Annotated in this window: 17 protein-coding genes; 15 read left to right on the top strand and 2 right to left on the bottom strand. The window is 61.1% G+C overall.

Annotation, left to right across the window (positions count from 1 at the left end):
* The first annotated feature begins 390 nt into the window (after positions 1-390).
* From Q0G85_RS01025 to Q0G85_RS01015, 3 genes are all read left to right on the top strand, one after another.
* The gene (locus Q0G85_RS01025) at positions 391-837 is read left to right on the top strand and encodes a GntR family transcriptional regulator (RefSeq protein ID WP_297153906.1); all 447 of its coding nucleotides are present in this window, start codon (positions 391-393) and stop codon (positions 835-837) included.
* Positions 830-1978 (top strand): DUF1648 domain-containing protein, encoded by a 1149-nt coding sequence (locus Q0G85_RS01020; RefSeq protein WP_297153903.1) that lies wholly within the window; start codon positions 830-832, stop codon positions 1976-1978. The genes Q0G85_RS01025 and Q0G85_RS01020 overlap by 8 nt, the downstream gene beginning before the upstream one ends.
* Before the next feature lie 167 nt (positions 1979-2145).
* Positions 2146-4344, top strand: a complete 2199-nt coding sequence (locus Q0G85_RS01015) for a serine/threonine-protein kinase (RefSeq protein ID WP_297153900.1) — start codon at positions 2146-2148, stop codon at positions 4342-4344.
* A 171-nt stretch (positions 4345-4515) separates the two neighbouring features.
* On the opposite strand, the gene Q0G85_RS01010 is transcribed toward Q0G85_RS01015, so the two are convergent.
* Both Q0G85_RS01010 and Q0G85_RS01005 read right to left on the bottom strand, forming a co-directional pair.
* Positions 4516-5403: a bifunctional hydroxymethylpyrimidine kinase/phosphomethylpyrimidine kinase gene (locus Q0G85_RS01010; protein WP_297153896.1), complete on the bottom strand. Its 888-nt coding sequence runs from the start codon at positions 5401-5403 to the stop codon at positions 4516-4518.
* 4 nt (positions 5404-5407) lie between these two features.
* Positions 5408-5614 carry a DUF6724 family protein gene (locus Q0G85_RS01005; RefSeq protein ID WP_296059426.1) on the bottom strand — a complete coding sequence of 69 codons (207 nt, stop codon included), beginning with the start codon at positions 5612-5614 and terminating at the stop codon, positions 5408-5410.
* Positions 5615-6306: 692 nt separating this feature from the next.
* Between Q0G85_RS01005 and serS the strand changes: the two genes are divergently transcribed.
* The 12 genes from serS (at position 6307) to Q0G85_RS00945 (ending at position 18650) form a co-directional block, all read left to right on the top strand.
* On the top strand, positions 6307-7596 hold the full coding sequence (gene serS, locus Q0G85_RS01000) for a serine--tRNA ligase (RefSeq protein WP_297153892.1): 1290 nt from the start codon (positions 6307-6309) through the stop codon (positions 7594-7596).
* A gap of 146 nt (positions 7597-7742) precedes the next feature.
* Positions 7743-8177, top strand: coding sequence for a hypothetical protein (locus tag Q0G85_RS00995; protein WP_297153889.1), 435 nt, complete (start codon positions 7743-7745; stop codon positions 8175-8177).
* Positions 8174-8587, top strand: coding sequence for a cyanophycin synthetase family protein (locus tag Q0G85_RS00990; protein ID WP_297153886.1), 414 nt, complete (start codon positions 8174-8176; stop codon positions 8585-8587). The genes Q0G85_RS00995 and Q0G85_RS00990 overlap by 4 nt, the downstream gene beginning before the upstream one ends.
* 20 nt (positions 8588-8607) lie before the next feature.
* Positions 8608-9864: a PLP-dependent aminotransferase family protein gene (locus Q0G85_RS00985; RefSeq protein ID WP_297153883.1), complete on the top strand. Its 1257-nt coding sequence runs from the start codon at positions 8608-8610 to the stop codon at positions 9862-9864.
* 50 nt (positions 9865-9914) lie between these two features.
* Positions 9915-10925 (top strand): D-alanine--D-alanine ligase, encoded by a 1011-nt coding sequence (locus Q0G85_RS00980; RefSeq protein WP_297153880.1) that lies wholly within the window; start codon positions 9915-9917, stop codon positions 10923-10925.
* Between the two features lie 292 nt (positions 10926-11217).
* Positions 11218-11736, top strand: coding sequence for a YtxH domain-containing protein (locus tag Q0G85_RS00975; protein WP_297153877.1), 519 nt, complete (start codon positions 11218-11220; stop codon positions 11734-11736).
* Between the two features lie 109 nt (positions 11737-11845).
* On the top strand, positions 11846-12868 hold the full coding sequence (locus tag Q0G85_RS00970; RefSeq protein ID WP_297153875.1) for a PRC-barrel domain protein: 1023 nt from the start codon (positions 11846-11848) through the stop codon (positions 12866-12868).
* A 39-nt stretch (positions 12869-12907) separates the two neighbouring features.
* Entirely contained in the window at positions 12908-13801 is an 894-nt protein-coding gene (locus Q0G85_RS00965) for a TVP38/TMEM64 family protein (RefSeq protein ID WP_297153872.1), read from the top strand.
* A gap of 263 nt (positions 13802-14064) precedes the next feature.
* Positions 14065-14757 (top strand): TM2 domain-containing protein, encoded by a 693-nt coding sequence (locus tag Q0G85_RS00960; RefSeq protein ID WP_297153869.1) that lies wholly within the window; start codon positions 14065-14067, stop codon positions 14755-14757.
* 148 nt (positions 14758-14905) lie between these two features.
* Positions 14906-15850, top strand: coding sequence for an aldolase (locus Q0G85_RS00955; protein ID WP_297153866.1), 945 nt, complete (start codon positions 14906-14908; stop codon positions 15848-15850).
* A 292-nt stretch (positions 15851-16142) separates the two neighbouring features.
* Entirely contained in the window at positions 16143-16811 is a 669-nt protein-coding gene (locus Q0G85_RS00950; protein ID WP_297153863.1) for a hypothetical protein, read from the top strand.
* A gap of 30 nt (positions 16812-16841) precedes the next feature.
* Positions 16842-18650: a carbon starvation protein A gene (locus tag Q0G85_RS00945; protein WP_297153859.1), complete on the top strand. Its 1809-nt coding sequence runs from the start codon at positions 16842-16844 to the stop codon at positions 18648-18650.
* Positions 18651-18812: the final 162 nt, after the last annotated feature.

The raw sequence follows: 18812 nt of genomic DNA, 5'->3' as shown, positions 1-18812 counted from the left end.
GTAGCATTCGCCTGGCAAGGGTGGCCGGCGGTTCCGGCGATGGCCCTTGATACACCACAAATCGGGACGCGATCCGCTGGCGAGGTGTGACGGGGGTCGGGTCGGGTGATTGTCTCGCGAGCGGTCGAGTGTGACAGGGGTCGTGTGGCAGGGGTCGGGTGATTTGTCTCACGAGCGGCCAGGCACGCCGGGCGGCGCGGCGCCTTCTTGATGCTGTTCCTGCATTGCGAATCAGGGTGCGATTGTTTGAGGTGCTGTTCCCTCGTTATCTTGGACAATTGCATCATTTTGTTCTATCTGTTATATTACCAATAGAACAAAATGAGAAACAATGCGAGAAACCGACTCGGCTGGCAAAGTCAAACCTATCGCGTTTACGAGGAGGCACCTGTGATCATTCGGATTGATCAATCGGACGAAGTCCCCATCTACCTGCAGATTCGCAATCAAATCATCGAAGGAATCGCCCGTGGTGAGCTCTTCCCGGGCGATAGTCTGCCGAGCGTTCGCCAACTTGCGGCTGATTTGGGCATCAATCTTCACACGGTCAACAAGGCGTATGCCGTTTTGCGAGATGGGGGGTACGTCGCCATGCGGGGGCGCAAGGGCGCTTTCATCGCAAACGCGCAAAGCATCGGCGCGCCAAGCCATCAGACCATAGACGACGAACGAATGGCGAGTGGGATTTATCGTCTGGCTCTTGAGCATCGCGCGCGAGGCGGCACGCCAGAAAGCTTCATGGTTATCGCAAAATCCCAGGTCAAACGTGTATTTGAAAGTGAAAGGGACTCAAGAAGCAAAGGCAGCTTGTCCCAAAAGGAGGTCGGCAATGACTGATTCCCTCACCCTGATGGTGTTTCTTATCGCAATTGTTTTATTCTCCGGAGCGATTCTCGCCGCAACGCCGTGGTTCATGAAGAAAAACGAGTGCTTCGCGGTGACCATCCCCGAATCGGCGCAAGCCGACGTGCGCTTTCTCGCCTTTCGAAAGCGCTATGCGGCGGCAGTCCTCGTGGTGACCCTCATCTGCTCGGTCGCGCTTGGTGTCGTTTCGAACGTCGTCCTCGGGAAGATGAGCTCGGCGACGGATGCCGCTTCATTGAATGCAATCCTCGCTGCGGCAATTGTCGCAGCGGCGACGATACCCCTGATCGCATCGTTTGCCCTGATGCTTCACTACCGCAAGAGGGTCAAGGCCATCAAGCGGGAAGAGGGTTGGAAGGCCGAGCGCGATGAGGCCGTTGCACTCATCGGCTTCGAGGAGGCGCCCGCGCCGCCGTCACTCGCATGGAACGTAGTGTACGTGCCCATTGTGCTCATCACGCTCGCTCTTGGTCTCGCGCTTTACCCGTCCACTCCCGATTTGGTTCCTACACATATCGACTTCGCGGGGAACGTGAACCAGTGGACGCCGAAAGGCCCCGCGCTCATCGCGTTCCCCCTGTTGGTCGAGGTGTTTATGGCTGCGTGCTTCATTTTCAGCCACTGGATGACGATTCGCTCGAAGAAAGACGTCGACCCTGCGCGACCGGCCATCTCGGCATATGCCTACGGGGCTTTTGCCCGCGCCGAGTGCATCCTGCTTCTCGTTGGCGGATCGATGCTTACGGCGGTGTTGGGAATCGTGATGATCCTGATGATGACGGAGTTCCTGTCGATGCTCGTGACCATGGTACTGATCATCGTGGCGACCTTGGTTTTCGTCGGTGCGACGATCGCTTTCTCCATCGTCTACGGACAATCGGGATCGCGCCTGGTCAAGCGCTTGGAGGAGAACGGGGACATAATCGCCGACAACGACGAGCACTGGAAGGCGGGCATCTTTTATTGGAACAAAGGCGATGCGAGCTTGATTCTGCCCAAGCGATTCGGCGTAGGTTGGACGATGAATTGGGCGCGCCCTGCGGCGTGGGTCATCGTTGGAGGGATTACGTTGGCCTCGATCGCGTTCGTGGCTGCTTGCGTGCTCCTGATGTAGGGGGCATTTGGAGCGCGCGGCGTCGTAGCGCGGGACGGGGTTGCGTGCTCCTGGCGCAAGGGCATTCGGGGCGCGTGGCGTTACATCTTGCTTTCGAAAGGGACGCGCGGGCTCGGCTTGGCTATACTTCTCGATAGCAAACGCAGCTCAAATGGACTCGGAGTTACATGGCAGGCAAACAGCTCATACTTGATCGTTATCGCCCGATGTCGGAAGCCGGCGCGGGTGGCTTCGCGACGGTGCAGGTCGCGTGGGATACGCAGATGCGCCGCAAGGTCGCCATCAAGTGCATCGAGCTGCCGAAGGTGTTGCCTGGCTCTTCGAACCGGGTCGCGCCCGCCGATCGGTCGAAGGCTGCCCGTCATGCTCGGGTCGAAGGCGGGGCCGCGCCATTGGCGCCGACGCAGGTCGTTCGCCTTGAGGACATTCCCCCTTGGGAAGACGTTCCCGAAGATTTGGGGGCGGCCGAGTCTTCTCACGCGGCGCCCGCCGATCGAATCGCGTGTGGAAAGCGGGCTGTTTCGGACTCAGATGCTTCAGGGGCGCCTCGGGCGAACCGCGGCTTTGCAGACTATCAGGACCCTCATAATCTAGAAGGCTTTGAAAACCTCGAAGGCCTCGAAGGCCTCGAAGGCCCCGAAGATTCCAAAGAACCCAGCTCTCTCGAAGAATTCGCCTCAGACATCCCCGGTCTTGCCGAGGCTCGGGCGATCGCCCAGTTCAGCGACGCGAATATCGTCACGGTGTACAACTTCGAGGTCAAGGATTCCATGGCGTACCTCATCATGGAGTACGTGGAAGGAACGACGCTCGAGCGGTTCCTACGCGAGCACGACGGCGACCTCACGCTCGACGTGGTGGCGCACGTGTTCTCGAGCATCGCGCACGCGCTCGAGGTCGCGCATTCCCACAACGTCTTGCACCTCGACATCAAGCCTGCAAACGTGCTGATCAACCGCCAGGGCGAGGTGAAGGTGACCGACTTCGGCCTTGCGACCCTTGCCGATGCCAACGGCACGGGGCGTGCAGGCGGCGGCACGATCGGCTATATGCCGCCCGAGCAGATGCGCTCCGAGGCGCTCGACGTCCGCTGCGATGAATGGGCGCTTGCGAGCCTGACCTACGAGATGCTCGTGGGCGACAATCCCTTCTTCGCGCGCGACCTGCCTCGCGCCGAGGCGGCGATTGAAAACGCCGAGCTCGTGCTTCCCTCGCTGTGCTGGGACGACGTGGAAGAGGGCATCGACGATGTGATGTTCTATGCGCTCGACCCCGACCCGGCGGAACGCTACGCCACGGTGCGCGATTTCGACGAGGAGCTCATGCCCTACTTGGGCGATGTAAAGGCGGGTAAAAAGGAGTTGTCTCGCCTGGTCAGCGGTGTGAACGAGGAAAGGGAAGACGAAGCGGGCGAGGGCGAGTTCGTGCCACGTGCGCCGCGTGCCCCCCTCATCGAGCGTTTGACGCCGCGCGTTATGGCCGTGGCCGCGCGCGTGCTTTCCGTTGCCGCGGCGGCTTTGGTGGGGACAGTCGCGTTCGCCAACTTCCCCGCGTTTGGCCCTGGGGTGTTCTCGAACCCGGTGTTTTGGGGCCTTCTTGCGGTGGTGTGCGTGCTTGCGGCGATAAAACCCCATGTCGGGGCGCTCGCGTCGTTCGCCGCTCTAGGCGTGTCCCTTGCGGCGAATGGGGCGTACGCGCCCGGGATCCTTCTCTTCCTCGGCACCGTCGCGTGGTGGTGGTTTGCCGCGCGCGGCTCCGATGCCCCGGCGGTCGCCGCTTTCTTGGCTCCGCTTTCGGGGGCGGTCGGCTTCGCGCCGCTCTCGCCGGTGGTTGCGGGGAGCCTTATCGTCTCGGTTGCCCGCGCAGCGGGAACGGCGGCATTCGCCGGACTTTGCGCGATTGCTCTCGGCAGCTTGGGAACGTCGGGCATGATTGATTGGAATGCGTCGATGTACTGGGATTACGCATCGATGTCGGGCGCGGTTTCGGCGGGAAGCAACGCCGTTGTCGACCCCGATGCGGTGGCGTCGGCGGTGCTTTCGAGCACGGGAATCGGCACCCAAACGCAGGCGCGATTGGGCGGCATGCTGTTGAAGCCGGGGACCTGGTGCGTGTTCGCGAGCTGGGTTGTCGCGGCGGTGGCAATGAGCGCGCTTTCCCGTTGGGGGATGTCGCGCAAGGTCGATGTCGCGGCCGCGTCCGTGGGAGCCGTCATCCTCGTGCTCGGTGTATGCGGCGCCGCGTGGCTGACGAATCCCGAGTCGTGGACGCCGCCGAGCACGATGGCGCTTGTCGGCTCGATTGCCCCCGGCCTTGTGGGCATCGTGCTCGCCGCCGTGGGCATTCCCGACAAAATCAGGCAGTAGGTTGCATCGGGCGAAAAGCCTCCCTCGCCAGGCAGCGCGCTTCCCGCAGCTCGCCCAAAATAAAAGCCCGTCCCGCGTATTAACTCGCGCCCTCTCCCAACCGGGGAAGCGGGTGCTCGCTCGTGCGGGGCGGGCCGGCGTGAAGCCAACAGGTGATCGGGGTGGGGGCGCCTACCCTAAAAGTTCGGCGACCTTCCCCAGAAGCGGCTCGAAGCTCACGCCGCGGTTCTTGAAATCGGGCTGCTTGGCCGACACGATCATCGCGTCGTGCGTGAAGTCGCCCGCGAACACGACAGCGTCGCGTAGGCTGCGACCAGCCATGACGGCCGCCATCAGGCAGGAGCAATACAAGTCTCCCGTGCCGTGCAGCATGTAGGGCAAGTACTCGTTCGCGGCCTCGAACATGTCGCAGTCCGCGCCGCCCACGAAGTTGCGGATGACGCTCTCGCCCTCGCGCTGGATGCCCTTGAGCACCACGTGCTTCGCGCCTTTGCCGACGAGCGCGTCGATCATGCGCTCGGCCTCGGCGTCGGAGATGTCGGTGCCGCACCAGTCGTCGCCGACGGGCTCGCCCAAGATGATGGCGGCTTCGGTAAGATTCGGCGTCAAGATGTCGGTGCCGGCGGCAAGTTCGGCCATCGCGTCGCACAGCTCGGGCGTGTAGGTGGGGTAGACCTTGCCGTGATCAGCCATGACGGGGTCGACCACGCGCAGCGCGCTCGGGTAGGTGGCATACAAATCGCGAATGCGATCGACCTGTTCAGGCGCGCCCAAAAAGCCGGAGTACACGGCGTCGATCTCGACCCCGATGCCCTTCCACGCGTTCGTGTAATCTTCCATGATGCTCGTTGTGTCGTGCATGTACCAGCCGGGGAAAGCGGTGTGGCTGGAGAACAGCCCCGTCGGCACGGGGCATACGTCGCAGCCTGCGGCGGAAAGCACGGGAATCGCCACGCCGAGCGAGCACTTCCCGTATCCGCACAGGTCATGGACGGCGGCGACGCGCGGGATATAGTCGCCGCGGCGCTCGTAGAGATGCAAGTCGTTTGCGCTCGTCATGATGCTAGTCTTCCTTTTCCTCGTCGTCTTCGTCGTCATCGTCGAAGATCGACCAATCGTCCTCGCCCTTCGGACGGTCCGCGAAACGCTTGCGCGTGCGGCGCTCCATGATCACGCAGACGATCAGGCTCAGCACCAGGCAGATGCCGACCAGGCATCCGACACCTTCAGGCGTCTCGAAAAGAAAATGATACAGCTCGGTAATATCCATGTTGGCCTCGTTGCTTCTTCGGAGGTGGCGTGCTGCGGCTCGCTGTCGCAACCGCATAAGCATAACGTGAACCAGTATACCGCGCACCCCACGCGCGAAGATTCCACTTTCGGAGAAGGCCTGGGCAATAGCGCCAAGCCGGATCTGATTCCCCTCTTTTCCTTGTATGCACAAAAGCGACCGAAGTCGGAAGTCAGCGCACCCGCGAGCGACACACTTCTCCACGTATGTACAAAAGTGACGATAAGTTGTGAAGGGGCGGTGAATTAGACCGGAATCGTGCTTTGCCTGTACCAATGATGTCGCAGTCGGACTGGAATCGACTCGCAATAATCCACAATTTTGCAATATTTGGGGAGTAGCATACAATTCCTGCACAACAAATCGTCATTCTTGTACAGAGTTGCACAGAGGGTAATCAATTGCCTTCGTTCGGTTTCTCGCGCGAAGCTGTCGGGCGCCTTGATAGAGGACCATCTGTTCAGTATGTTGAACGGGGTTCGGGGGAATCTGTTCAGTATGTTGAACAAACCAACGAGCGTTTCGCTCCGCTCGCGTCTTCGTTTCGCGTGAAGGCTTGGGCATGTGGGCCCGCGGGGTTTTCGCTGCGCTATACTGGTTCGACCGTGTAAAACAAGGCTGCGCGCGAGGTGCGCGCAGCGACGGCCCAAAGGCAAGAAGGAGCGCGTCTCATGTTAGACATCAAGTACGTCCGCGAAAACCAAGAAGCAGTCGCCGAGGCGATGAAGAACCGCAACGCTTCATGGGATGCGGAGCGCTTCTCAAGCCTCGACGAGAACCGTCGCGCCGCTATCGTGAAGGAAGAGGCGCTGCAGCAGGAGCGCAACGCCGCGTCGAAGTCCATCGGCGAGATGATGCGCGAGGGCAAGAAGGACGAGGCCGAGGCCGCCAAGGAGCGCGTCCGCGCCATCAACGAGGAGCTCGACGAGATCTCCGCGAAGCGCGAGGCCATCGACGCCGAGCTGCATGACCTCATGCTGCGCGTGCCCAACATCCCCTGCGCCGCGACCCCCGTCGGCAAGGACGAAACCGAGAACCCGGAGCGCCGTCGTTGGGGCACCCCGCGCGACTTCGCTGCCGAAGGCTTCGAGCCCAAGCCCCATTGGGATCTCGGCACCGACCTCGACATCCTCGACTTCGAGCGCGGCAACAAAATCTCCGGCAGCCGCTTCACCGTGCTCGGTGGCGCAGGTGCACGCCTCGAGCGCGCGCTCATCAACTACTTCCTCGACACGCACACCTCCCGCGGCTTCAAGGAATGGTGGCCGCCTGTGGTCGTGAAGCGCGAGACCATGGTGGGCACCGGCCAGCTGCCCAAGTTCGAAGACGACGCCTACCACGTGTCGGGCGACATGTTCCTCATCCCGACCGCCGAGGTCACGCTCACGAACCTGCACGCGGGCGAGGTGCTCGACGCCGATACGCTGCCGCGCTGGTACACCGCGTTCACCCCGTGCTTCCGCGAAGAGGCGGGCTCGGCTGGCCGCGACACTCGCGGCATCATCCGCCAGCACGAGTTCGACAAGGTGGAAATGGTGAAGTTTGCCACGCCGGAGGACTCCGACAACCAGCTCGAGAGCATGACCGCCGAGGCGGAATACCTGCTCCAGCAGCTCGGCCTTCCGTACCGCGTCATCTCGCTGTGCACGGGCGACCTGGGCTTCTCCGCGCGCCAGACCTACGACGTCGAGGTATGGCTGCCCAGCTACAACGGCTACAAGGAAATCTCCAGCTGCTCGAACTGCGGCGACTTCCAGGCGCGCCGTGCCAACATCAAGTACCGCGACCCGGCGAACTTCAAGGGCTCGCGCTACCTGCATACGTTGAACGGCTCCGGCCTGCCCGCGGGCCGCACCATGGCTGCTATCATGGAGAACTACCAGCAGGCCGACGGCACCATCAAGGTCCCTGACGTTCTTGTTCCCTACATGGGCACCGACGTCATCAAGCCGGTGGAATAACGAGCGTGGATTCTCGCAATCAACAACGCGCGGGCGCTCGCTCGTCCGCGCGCACGGGGGGCGCATCGTCGCGTGATCGCGGGGGCGCCCCCCGCCCTTCTTTCGCGAAAAAGCGCAGGAAGTGGCCTTTCGTCGTTGCTGGCGCCGTGGTGCTCGTTGTGGCGGCCGTTGTCGTCGCCTTCTCCTGTTGGCGCTGGACGTTCGCGAACGACGCGCAGGATATCCAGGGCACGTGGTACATCGCCGGTACGCAGAAGACGGTCGACGTCACGGCAGACGGCATCAAGCTCGCCGACGACGTCACGTATTCCTACACGATCGACGAGGGCGCGAAGACGCTTTCGCTTTCTTTCGGCAACATGGAAGGCGAGGCGCGCTATCGTTTCTCGCTCGACAGGCAGACGCTTGCCTTGCGCGATGGGGAAACTACCTGGGGAAATTCGCTCTCCGAGGACATCTCTTGGACGATTGCCGCCCTCGGTCGCGCCATCCAGGGAGAACAGGCGAGCCCCGAGCTTTCGGGCGATTCGACCATGGTCCTCACCCGCACGCCGCAGGACTCTGCGTCCCAGGCTGCATGATGGAGGTCATCCGCGCGTCGCGCATCTGCGTGCGCCCCCAGCGAATCGAGGTGAACGTCGACGTCGCCGCGGGTTTCCGCACGACGACGCCCGAGATTGCCTCCCGCATCTGCGCGCGGTTCCCCAACCTGGTACACCACACATGCGTGAACGACGAGGGCCCCACCTTCGGCGCGGTGATCGATCATACGCCGTTGCCCCACTTGCTTGAGCACCTCGTCATTGATTTGCAGGTGGCGGCTGAAAAAAGCGATACCCTGTCACAAAGCTTTACGTACGTCGGAACGACGCAGTGGCTCGACGAGCAGCGAGGCCTCGCGCGCGTGGAAGTGAATTTCACGGACGATTTGGTGGCCTTGCGTGCTTTGAAGGATGCCCTCTGCGCGATTAACGAGGCGGTGGTACTCTAAGCATCATGACTACGGCACACATGAAATTCGACCAAACGAGCGACAAAATCGCCGACCGCGTGAGGAATCTGCGCTCGAGCGCCGTGCGCGACCTCTTCGCCGCGGCAGTTCGTCCGGACATCATCTCGCTTTCCGGCGGCATGCCCGACGTGTCGCTCCTTCCGCAGCGCGCCATCCAAAAGGCGGTGCACGCCGCCGTCACCGACGAGCGCGCCGTTGCCCTGCAGTACGGCTCGACGAACGGCCGCCTTGAAACCCGCCAGGTGCTTTGCGACATCATGCGCGACATCGGCGTGCGCGTGAAGCCCGACGAGATGCTGCTCACATCGGGCGCGCAGCAGGCGTTGAACCTGCTCGGCGAGACATTCCTCGACAAGGGCGACATCGTTTTGGTGGAAGGTCCCACCTACCTCACGGCGCTTTCCGCGTTCAACGCCTATGAGCCCGAAATCCATCCCGTGCCCTTCGACGACGAGGGCATGCGCATGGATTTGCTGGAAGAGGAGCTCAAACGCATCGGCAAGGGCAACAAACGCCTGAAGATGCTCTACACCATTCCCAATTTCCAGAACCCCGGCGGCGTCACCATGACGGGCGAGCGTCGCAAGCGCCTGATCGAGCTTTCGCACGAGTACGACTTCATGATCATCGAGGACGACCCTTACGGCCGCTTGCGCTACGAGGGCGGGCATATGGTTCCGCTGAAGGCGCAGGACGACCGCGTCATCTACCTGGGTACCATCTCGAAGATCTTCGCGCCGGGCCTTCGCATCGGCTGGATCTGCGCGCCCGCCGACGTGCTTGCGCGCATCAGCCTGGTGAAGCAGGGCGCCGACCTGTGCGGTTCGACGTTTGACCAGGTCGTGGTCGAGCATTACTTCACGGATACGCCGTGGCAGCGCACGCTGCAGAAGTTCATCAAGACTTATGGCGAAAGGCGCGACGCCATGCTCGCCGCGCTTGAGGAATATTTCCCGCCCGAGGCATCTTGGACGCACCCCGAAGGTGGCTTCTTTTTATGGGTCACGCTGCCGAAATACGTCGACACTGGCAGCATGCTCGCTGACGCGCTTGAGGCTGGCGTGACGTTCTGCCCGGGGGACAGCTTCTACGTCGACGGCGTGACGGGCAGAAACTGCATGCGTCTGAACTTCAGCTACGAAACGCCCGAGAACATCACGGAGGCGATTCGTCGTTTGGCGAAGGTGATCGAGGAGCGCCTGGAGCTCTATCGCGCGTTCATCGATGCGGGCGCCATCAAGGTTCCGGAAGAATAGCGGCAAACACTCCGCGCCGTGGGCGAGCGGCGCTATCGAAAGGGAAGAACATGGGTCTCAAAGTTGCAGTTTTGATGGGCGGAACCTCGTTCGAACGAGAGTTTTCGCTGGCCAGCGGCAAGAATGTGTGCGCTGCACTCGAGGAGGCGGGGCATAAGGTCGTTCCGCTCGACACGACGCGCGAGCTCGTTCCGACGCTGCGCAGCGAGCGCCCCGACGTGTGCTACAGCGCGCTTCACGGCAAGCATGGCGAAGACGGCTCCATCCAAAGCCTGCTTGAGCTTTTGGGCATTCCCTATGTCGGATCCGACGCGCTTGTGTGCCGTCGCGCGCAGAACAAGGACTCGCTGCATGCGACGATGGAGGCATATCGCGAGCTCACCGACGAGCCCGCGGTCGCTTCGTGGCCGCAGGGCATCTGCATCGCGCGTGACGCCTTCAAGGATATGGGTGCTGCAACGGCGCTTGACCTGGTGGAAGAGCGCGTTCACGGCGGGTATCCCGTGGCGGTGAAGCCGGCACATGGCGGATCTGCGATGGGCGTGCACCGCGTTGACGACATCGACCACTTGGGCGAGGCGATTCTCGATGCGCTGTCCTACGACGATCACGTCGTTATCGAGCAGTGGATCGAAGGCGTTGAGCTGGCGGTTTCCGTCATCGGCACCGGTTGGGACGCGCATGCGCTGCCCCCGGTGGAAATCGTTCCCAAACACGGGCTTTACGATACCGCTGCCCGTATGGACGCGAGCTTGGTCGATTACTATGCGCCGGTGCGCAACGAGTCGCTTTCCTCGAACGAGGCTGACGCGCAGGCGATTCGCGCGGAAATCGAGCGGGCGGTTTTGGAGGTCTATCGCGCATACGGCCTTCGCGACCTGGGTCGCATCGACCTTATCTGGGACGGTGCCCAGGCGCGCGTCATGGAGACCAACGTGTCGCCCGGCATGACGGAGACCTCGCTGTTCCCCGCGGCCTGCAAGGCGAGCGGTCTGAGCCTGTCCGCGGTGCTAGACGAGCTCGTCAACAACGCGAAAGAGCGCGGCGCGGTCTTCTGCTAGGTGAGCTGTCGGCAAAATCGCGTGAGCGTCTTGCGCAGCGGGTCGGCGATGGACGTGCTGGCGTCTTCAGCCGGGCAGGCTAGCGACAGGCGCGCGAACGTCTTGCGCCAGGCCATCCGCCAACAAAGTATTATCAGGGAAGGGCCCGTTCGCGGGCCTTTCTTGTGTCCAAAGGTCGCCTCCTCTTCAACGAAACGGCAACCGAATAGTGGAGGGGTCGCGATTTTAGGCGGCGACGCCCTGCAAGCACCTATAATGAGCGCATCGAGAAAACGTCTTGAAGGAGGCCGTTATGGGCAACAAACTCGGAGTGTTTCTGGCAGGCGGTCTTGTCGGCGCGGTCGCGGCGCTTTTGTGCGCTCCGCGTACGGGCAGCGAGACACGCAACATGGTTGCTGAGAAGGCGAATGCCGTGTGGGGCGAAGCTCAGGAACTGGGTGCCCAAACCGCCTCCACTGCGCAGCAGGTTGTGGAAGACGTCGCTGGCGCGGATGCCGCAGCGCGCACGCAGACGTTCGCCCAGGACGCGGTTGCCAAGGGCCAGAACGTCGTTTCCGCCGTCGCTTCGAAGGGCCAGGAAATCTACGGCGCAGCTGCTTCTCGCGTGCAGGAAGCGAAGAACAACGTGAAGCCTGCTCCCGAAGGCACCGATGACCTTCGCGAGAAGATCGAAGCCGCCCGCGCTCGCATCGCCGCGCAGGTTGCGAAGAACGCCGAGGAGTCCGCGGCTGCAGCTTCTGAGGAAATCCCGGTCGAGGTTTCGCAAGAAGTGACACCGACTACCGATACCGCCGAAGGCGAACAGGCATAACGAAAGGCAAGACGAAGCGCTCGCATCGTGGGCGCATGTGGAAGGGGCGCAATGCTCGTGTGCGGTTTCCGCCGTGCGCAGCGCGCCCCTCTGATTTTTCGGGGACGAAATGGCTAGCAATCTCATCACAACCAAGGAACTCTACAACGTTCGCGTCATGGGCGGCAAAAACGCGTCGAAGCGCATCGGCAAGGTGCGCGCGTTTGTCTACCACCCCAAGGAGCGTCGGTGCATCGGCATCATGGTCAAGCGCCCCGACTTGCTGTGGATGTTCCATCGCAAGGACTTGTTCGTTTCGCTCGACGGCTTCGAATTCGAGGACGGGCGCGTCGTTTTGTCCGACGACTCGAAAACGCGCGACAAAGCTGCTTGCAAGGCGATCGATGTGTGCTTGGACGACTGCGTCATCTGGGGCGGCATGCCCGTCGTCACCGAGTCGGGTGCGACGCTCGGCACCGTTGGTGTCGTGACGTTCAGCCTGATGACAGGCAAGGTTGATTCTTTCCTGGTCGACACGGGGGCGACGGCGAATGCGCTTTTGGGCACGCGCTCGGTTCCCGGCGACCTCGTGTTAGGGTTCCGTCGCGGCATCGGGTGCGCGCTCGCTGGCGAATACGAGGGCTCGGACGAGAATCCTGTGCTTGGCGCCATCCTGGTGAAGGACGAAGCGGCCAGCATTGCGATCGAAGGGGGCGCCGCCGAGAAGGCGGGTGCTGCCACCGCTGTTGCCATGGACAAGGCCCATACTGCCGTTGACAAGGTGAAACCCAAGGTCAGCGAAGCTGCGCACGTTGCAGGCGACGCAGTGAACAAGGGAGCATACGCAACGGGCAAGCAAATTGGCAAGGCGACGGGCATGTTCTCCGACTTCAAGGAGGAATACGACAAGGCTCGCGGCCCCAAACCCGAGAAGCATGTAGCCGACGAGGAAGTTCTCGTTGTCGACGATGACCAAGAGGACGAAATCGAAATCGCCCCTGATGAAACACCGAAGAAAAAGCCTGCGAAGAAGACTTCCCAGGACTCCGCATCCGAAGGGATTGGGCGTGCGGTTGGCAGCCAGCTGAAGGCGGCGGGCGGCATGTTCTCGGCATTTAAGAAAGAGTTCGACAAGGCCCGTCGGGACGACTAGGCAAGATGTCTGCAAAGTGATGCAGGGAGCGATTCTGAAGTGAGCAACGGTAGCGTCAGTCTGAAAAAATCGCAGGTGAAAACCACGCCTGACGATAAGGGTGCGCAAGAGAAGGCGTCGCCTCGGCTCGAGCGCGCCAGCGAACATCGCGAGACTGCGAAAGAACGTGCCCACGAGCGTCGCGAAGCGGTCAGAGAGAAGGCTCAGGAAGTCACGACAGTCCGCGGCCGCGAGATGACGCGCGGTGACATTTTCAAGTTCGGCGGACTCATCGCATTTTTCGCGCTGATGGTTCTTGTTGTTGTTCTGGTCTGGCCCTACGTTCATGAGGTTTTCGAGCCGGGTGGACTTAGTCGCGTAATCAACGACGTGCGCAATGCTGGTCCCCTCGGCTTCCTCATCCTTTTGGCCATGCAGTTTATGCAGATCGTCGTGGCATTCATTCCCGGCGAAGTCGTGCAAATGGCTGCGGGCATGATGTATGGTCCCTGGCTCGGGGCTGCGGTCATTTTGCTCGGGTGCATCATCTCGAGTGCGTTCGTGTTCGTGCTGGTCCATCGTTTAGGCGCGCCGTTCGTGCGCGACATGGTTCCCACGAAGTACCTCGATAAGTTCTGCGCCTTCGAGGAAAGTGGCAAGCTGTCCATCGTGGTGTTCATCCTGTTTTTGATTCCCGCGATGCCGAAAGATACGTTCACGTACTTGGTTCCGCTCACCAATATGCGCATGCGCGACTTCCTCATCCTGTCGAATGTGGGCCGCATCCCAGGCATCATCGTCTCCACCTATGCGGCGAATGGCCTGGTGGACGGGAACATCACGCAAAGTCTCATCATCTTTGCGGTCGTTGCGGTCATAGCGATCGTCGCCATCGTCTTCCGCGACAAGATTATGAACTTCTTCCATCACGGCAAAGACGAAGGCGGCGAATAGCGTCAACGGCGAGGCAAGTGCAAAAAGCTGTCAGAGCCGATAATGCGGCCAAGGCGGGATTGCTGCCAGTATTTTTGTCGCGTGGGAACGGAAGCGCTCGGTGACTTCGGTGTTTACGGCAAAGGTGGGAAGCCTCTTGTGGGCATCCCCCGATGCGCAGTAATCCGCCACGTGTCGACTCGATAACGAGCGCGTAACGCAATCGCGAGCTGCGCCTGCCTGCGGGTATCATGAATGCGACGGCACAGGTCGAAAGGTTTCCCATGAACGACTCCAACAACATCAACGATGAGATTGCCGCTGCTGAGGCGGCTTTGAAAGAAGCACAGGAACGCCTTCGCGAAGCGCGCGAGCGGCAGGCGCAGGCGGGCCAGTCGGGGGAGCCGAGCGAAACCGACGAGGCGGGCCAGTCGACCGAGGCGGGCCAGCAGGCTCCATCTCAGGATGCGCAGAGTACGGGGGGCCAGCCCTATCAGCAGGGTCAAGATGCCTGGGGTCAGGCTTACCAACAGGGCAAAGACGCCTGGAGCCAGCCCTACCAACAGGCGAACAACGCCTGGGGACAAACCTACCAGCAGGCCAACGGCCAAGCCTACCAACAAGCGCAAGACCCCTGGCAAGCCGGCCAAGCGTATTCCCAACCCTATACGCAGCAATATGGGCAGCCTTACCAGCAGCAGCCTTACGCGCAATCTGCCCCGAGCACGAAAGACCATGTGGCGGCGGGCTTGCTCGCCATCTTCCTCGGAAGCCTTGGCATCCACAAGTTCTACCTGGGCTACAACACGCCGGGGTTCATCATGCTGGCCGTCACCATTGTGGGAAGCATCTTCTCGCTGGGGATTGCAGGCCTGGTCATGGTGGTCATTTCCATTGTTGAAGGTGTGCTCTACCTCTGCAAATCGCAAACGGAATTCGAGCAGGTTTACGTCTTCAACAAAAAGGAATGGTTCTAGGCGCATTGCCTCACGCGGCAGGTATCGCTCGCCGACGTGTGCAGCGCGCATGCTCCCCTTTTGCTAGAATATCTTCCGTGCGTCGCCTTGCGAATCGTCGAAGCATCGGCCGCGGCGCCTTATATCGCATCCTAAAAGGAGGATCAACATGCCGAAAATCACCCGTGATCAGGTTCGTGTCCCCGCAGACGTCATGCCCGAGTCTCGCGAGGAATACATCGACAATTACCTGAAGGCCACGCGTGGAACCGGTCGTCTCATGCTGTTCGCGTGCGACCAGAAGATCGAGCATTTGAACAAGGACTTCTACGGTGAGGGAATCGATCTGGCTGACGCCGAGCCCGAGCACCTCTTCGAAATCGGCCGCCAGGGCGTGTGCGGCGTTCTCGCTGGTCAGCGCGGCCTCATCGCGCAGTATGCCGCCGACTATCCCGAGATTAACTACCTCGTGAAGATGAACTCCAAGACCAACTTGGTGAAGACTTCGCAAGACGATCCCTATTCGCCCCAGCTCTACGATTTGGACGCCATCCTCGCCATGCGCGAAGCTGGCGTGAACATCGTCGGTTTGGGCTACACCATCTATCTGGGGAGCGAGTACGAGTCCACCATGCTGGCTGAGGCAGGGGAACTCATCGCGCAGGCGCATGCAAACGGCTTGCTCGTCGTTTTGTGGATCTACCCGCGCGGCAAGGCCGTCACGGCCGAGAAGGATCCCGACCTCATCGCAGGTGCCGCTGGCGTGGCGCTTTGCCTGGGCTCTGACTTCGTCAAGGTGAACCCGCCGAAGCCCGAAGGGGACGACACGCGCACCCCCGCCGAGGCTCTGAAGATCGCTTCCATGGCGGCTGGTCGCACGGGCCTGGTGTGCGCAGGCGGTTCCACCGTTGACGCGAAGACGTTCTTGACGCAGCTCTACGACCAGATTCATGTGGGCGGGGCCTGCGGAAATGCTACGGGTCGCAACATTCACCAGCGTTCCCTCGACGAGGCGGTACGCCTCACGAAGGCCATCAGCGCCATCACGCTGGCCGACTATTCCGTGGCGGACGCCCTCGCGGTGTTCAACGGCGAGAAGGATTTCAGCCTGTAACTCGACGGATCGCTGCGGGCGGGCCCATGGCGGCAAACTCGTAGCCGCGCTCGGTTTCGCGCCGCGCGTCGCGGGGTTGCGACGGCTCGCTGCGGGTTCGACATAAGCACATCACACAAGCGCTTGGGAGCGGATTTCACCCCAAGCGCTTTCTTTTTGGGAAAAATCTTTGCTCGTTCGCAAAAAAATATCGAAAGAAATGTTACATAGCGGTTAACTAGGTCATAAAATAAGCCGTTCGCATTGGAACGTGGGGTGCGATGGTAGCGAAGAGGAAAGGCTTTCGGGTTTCTTGAGCGTGGGTTCAGCGGTTCAACCAGATGTCAAAGGCACTGACGAGCAGGTTAAACAGACGGGTTCGTCGGACAACTCCGAAAGGGCGGTGGCCGAACATGTCGCCGCATTGGACGGACAGCCAGTCCTTCGGTCTTCGGACGAGGTCCGTAAGGCACAGGACGCAAAGCAGCTGGTGCTGAAACGTATTCTCGCTGCACATGAGGCATTCTTCGATGTGCATCGGGATTACGAGTTCGCGGGGAAATCGTTTCCCGGTTTTGCCGAATTCCATTCATTTGGCGAGCAGTATGTGCTGGTCAAACGGGCAAAATTGTGGGAAGCAAACTCTCATGAGTATCTCTTTTTCGTCTATGCGGAAACCTTCGACGAAGCCCAGCTTGACGAATGGGTCCGGTTCATGAAGACGCGCGGCCTTGAAAAGGTCACCTCCGAGCCGAATCACATGTCGTCAGGGCTTGCGCTTGTGGTTATCGCTGATGATTGCACGGAAGGCGTGAAGCGCGCGGTCCGAAGGGTTCGGTTCCGAAAGAACTTCGCTCTTGGGTTTCGCGGTTGGGCGGATCTTCGCGTGGCGATCGCCGACCTTTCAACCCATTGCGTCTATGCGAACGCAGCTGGAAAACAGGTGGCTTCAACGGTTGAGGCCAATCTGCGACTGGCGTAATGCACTTCAGACATACGTAAGGAACCTTCAATGAACGCATTGATTATCTTCCTTGTTGCTGCGGTCATCCTGGTCATCGGCTATGTGTGTTACGGTGGCTGGCTTGCCAAGCAATGGGGGGTCGATCCGAAGCGTCCGACTCCGGCCCATGAGCTGGAAGACGGCGTGGATTACGTGCCGGCACCGCCTTATGTGGTGCTCGGCCACCACTTCTCCTCGATCGCTGGTGCGGGCCCGATCAACGGCCCGATTCAGGCGGCGGTCTTCGGCTGGGTGCCCGTGCTTTTGTGGGTGCTCATCGGCGGCATCTTCTTCGGCGCTATGCACGACTTTGGCTCTCTGTTCGCGTCGCTGCGCCACAAGGGCCAGACGCTCGCCGTCGTCGTTGCAGAGAACATCGACAATACGGCGAAGAAGCTCTTCTGCATCTTCGCGTACTTGACGTTGCTGCTGGTCGTGGCTGCATTCGCCTCCATCGTCGCGAACACGTTCGTCGTTTCTGCCTCGGCGGCCCCGGCGACCAACCTCGCCAACGAGCAGACGGCCATGATCTCGGTCATCTTCATCGGCGTTGCCATCGTCTACGGCTTCCTCACGCGCGGTCGCAACATTCCCGGCCCTGTGAACATCGCCACGGCGATCGTCCTGATCATCATCATGGTTGCCATCGGGTACAACCTGCCGCTTATGGGCATCGCGATCTCGCTTGACTACGACACGTGGATGATCATCCTGGGCGTGTACATCCTGATCGCCTCCGTTGCCCCGGTGTGGATTCTCTTGCAGCCGCGCGATTACCTGTCGAGCTATCTGCTCTACGGCATGATCATCTTGGCGATTATCGGTATCGTGGGTGCGAGCATCATGGGCGCCGCGACCGACCTGCAGATTCCGGCGTTCACCGGCTTCGTCGCCTCCAATGCCGCTTTCGACGCCTCGACTGGCCAGGCGCTCGTTGACGAGGCGGGCAAGACCATCACGAACAAGGCCGCTGCTTCGGGCTTTTTGTTCCCAGCGCTGTTCATCACCATCGCTTGCGGTGCGATTTCCGGCTTCCATAGCCTTGTCGCTTCGGGCACCACGTCCAAGCAGCTCGACAAGGAAGGCCAGGCTCAGCCGATCGGTTACGGCGGCATGCTCATCGAATGCTTGCTTGCGGTGATCTCGCTGTGCGCCGTCGGCTTCGTGTGGAGCGAGTACGCGAGGGGCGGATACGCGTCCCCGACGGCGGTCTTCGCGGACGGCCTTTCGCAGATGCTCGCGTGCATCCCTGGGCTCGCCGATGTGCAGGGGCTTGCATATGCGCTGCTCATCCTTGCCGTTTCCGCATTCTGCCTGACCTCGCTCGACACGGCGACGCGCCTTGCGCGCTACATGTTCCAGGAACTCTGGACGCCGGTCGACAAGAAGCCCGAGGAGCTCACGGGCGTGCACAAGTTCATGGCGAACCCGTATGTGGCGACCATCATCACCGTGGTCATCGGCATCATCCTGGGTATGACGGGCTACTCCATCATCTGGCCGCTCTTCGGTGCGGCGAACCAGCTGCTCGCCGCCCTCGCCTTGCTCGCCGTGTGCGCATGGCTTGGCAACGCCGGGCGCAACAACAAGATGTTCTTCGTCCCGATGGCGTTCATGCTGCTTGCCACGCTGACGTCGCTCGCCATCACGTTCTACCAGAAGGTGACGGCCATCGCGACGGGCGGCATCGCGCTCGCCCCCGTGCTGCAGGCCATCCTTGCCGTGCTTCTGTTCGTCCTGGCCATCGTTCTCGCCGTAAAGGGCGTGAAGACGATTGTCGCCACTTCGAAGAAGCAGAAGGCCGCGAAGGTCGAATAGCGTTTCGTTTTTGCGGTATCTTTTACGAAGGGACGCGCCTCGCACATGAGGTGCGTCCCTTCTTTTTGCGTGCTGGCCCACGGTGCTTCATGCTGGCCTGCGGTGCTCGGTTCTGCCAATCGGGTAGGTGCCAGCGGGCTGCTTTGTCTTCTCGCTCAGCTA

It is taken from the genome of uncultured Ellagibacter sp. (genome assembly GCF_934617235.1).
GTDB lineage: Bacteria > Actinomycetota > Coriobacteriia > Coriobacteriales > Eggerthellaceae > Ellagibacter.
Note: the sequence above shows the minus strand (reverse complement) of the source record. Positions and strands in the feature narration are given on the sequence as shown.

Excerpts from the sequence above, each read along its gene's own strand:
- Q0G85_RS00970 (WP_297153875.1), top strand. The coding sequence starts at position 11,846 with ATGGCTAGCAATCTCATCACAACCAAGGAACTCTACAACGTTCGCGTC.
- serS (WP_297153892.1), top strand. The coding sequence starts at position 6,307 with ATGTTAGACATCAAGTACGTCCGCGAAAACCAAGAAGCAGTCGCCGAG.
- Q0G85_RS01005 (WP_296059426.1), bottom strand. The coding sequence starts at position 5,614 with ATGGATATTACCGAGCTGTATCATTTTCTTTTCGAGACGCCTGAAGGT.
- Q0G85_RS00980 (WP_297153880.1), top strand. The coding sequence starts at position 9,915 with ATGGGTCTCAAAGTTGCAGTTTTGATGGGCGGAACCTCGTTCGAACGA.
- Q0G85_RS01020 (WP_297153903.1), top strand. The coding sequence starts at position 830 with ATGACTGATTCCCTCACCCTGATGGTGTTTCTTATCGCAATTGTTTTA.
- Q0G85_RS00975 (WP_297153877.1), top strand. The coding sequence starts at position 11,218 with ATGGGCAACAAACTCGGAGTGTTTCTGGCAGGCGGTCTTGTCGGCGCG.
- Q0G85_RS00955 (WP_297153866.1), top strand. The coding sequence starts at position 14,906 with ATGCCGAAAATCACCCGTGATCAGGTTCGTGTCCCCGCAGACGTCATG.
- Q0G85_RS00960 (WP_297153869.1), top strand. The coding sequence starts at position 14,065 with ATGAACGACTCCAACAACATCAACGATGAGATTGCCGCTGCTGAGGCG.
- Q0G85_RS01010 (WP_297153896.1), bottom strand. The coding sequence starts at position 5,403 with ATGACGAGCGCAAACGACTTGCATCTCTACGAGCGCCGCGGCGACTAT.
- Q0G85_RS00985 (WP_297153883.1), top strand. The coding sequence starts at position 8,608 with ATGAAATTCGACCAAACGAGCGACAAAATCGCCGACCGCGTGAGGAAT.
- Q0G85_RS01015 (WP_297153900.1), top strand. The coding sequence starts at position 2,146 with ATGGCAGGCAAACAGCTCATACTTGATCGTTATCGCCCGATGTCGGAA.
- Q0G85_RS00990 (WP_297153886.1), top strand. The coding sequence starts at position 8,174 with ATGATGGAGGTCATCCGCGCGTCGCGCATCTGCGTGCGCCCCCAGCGA.
- Q0G85_RS00945 (WP_297153859.1), top strand. The coding sequence starts at position 16,842 with ATGAACGCATTGATTATCTTCCTTGTTGCTGCGGTCATCCTGGTCATC.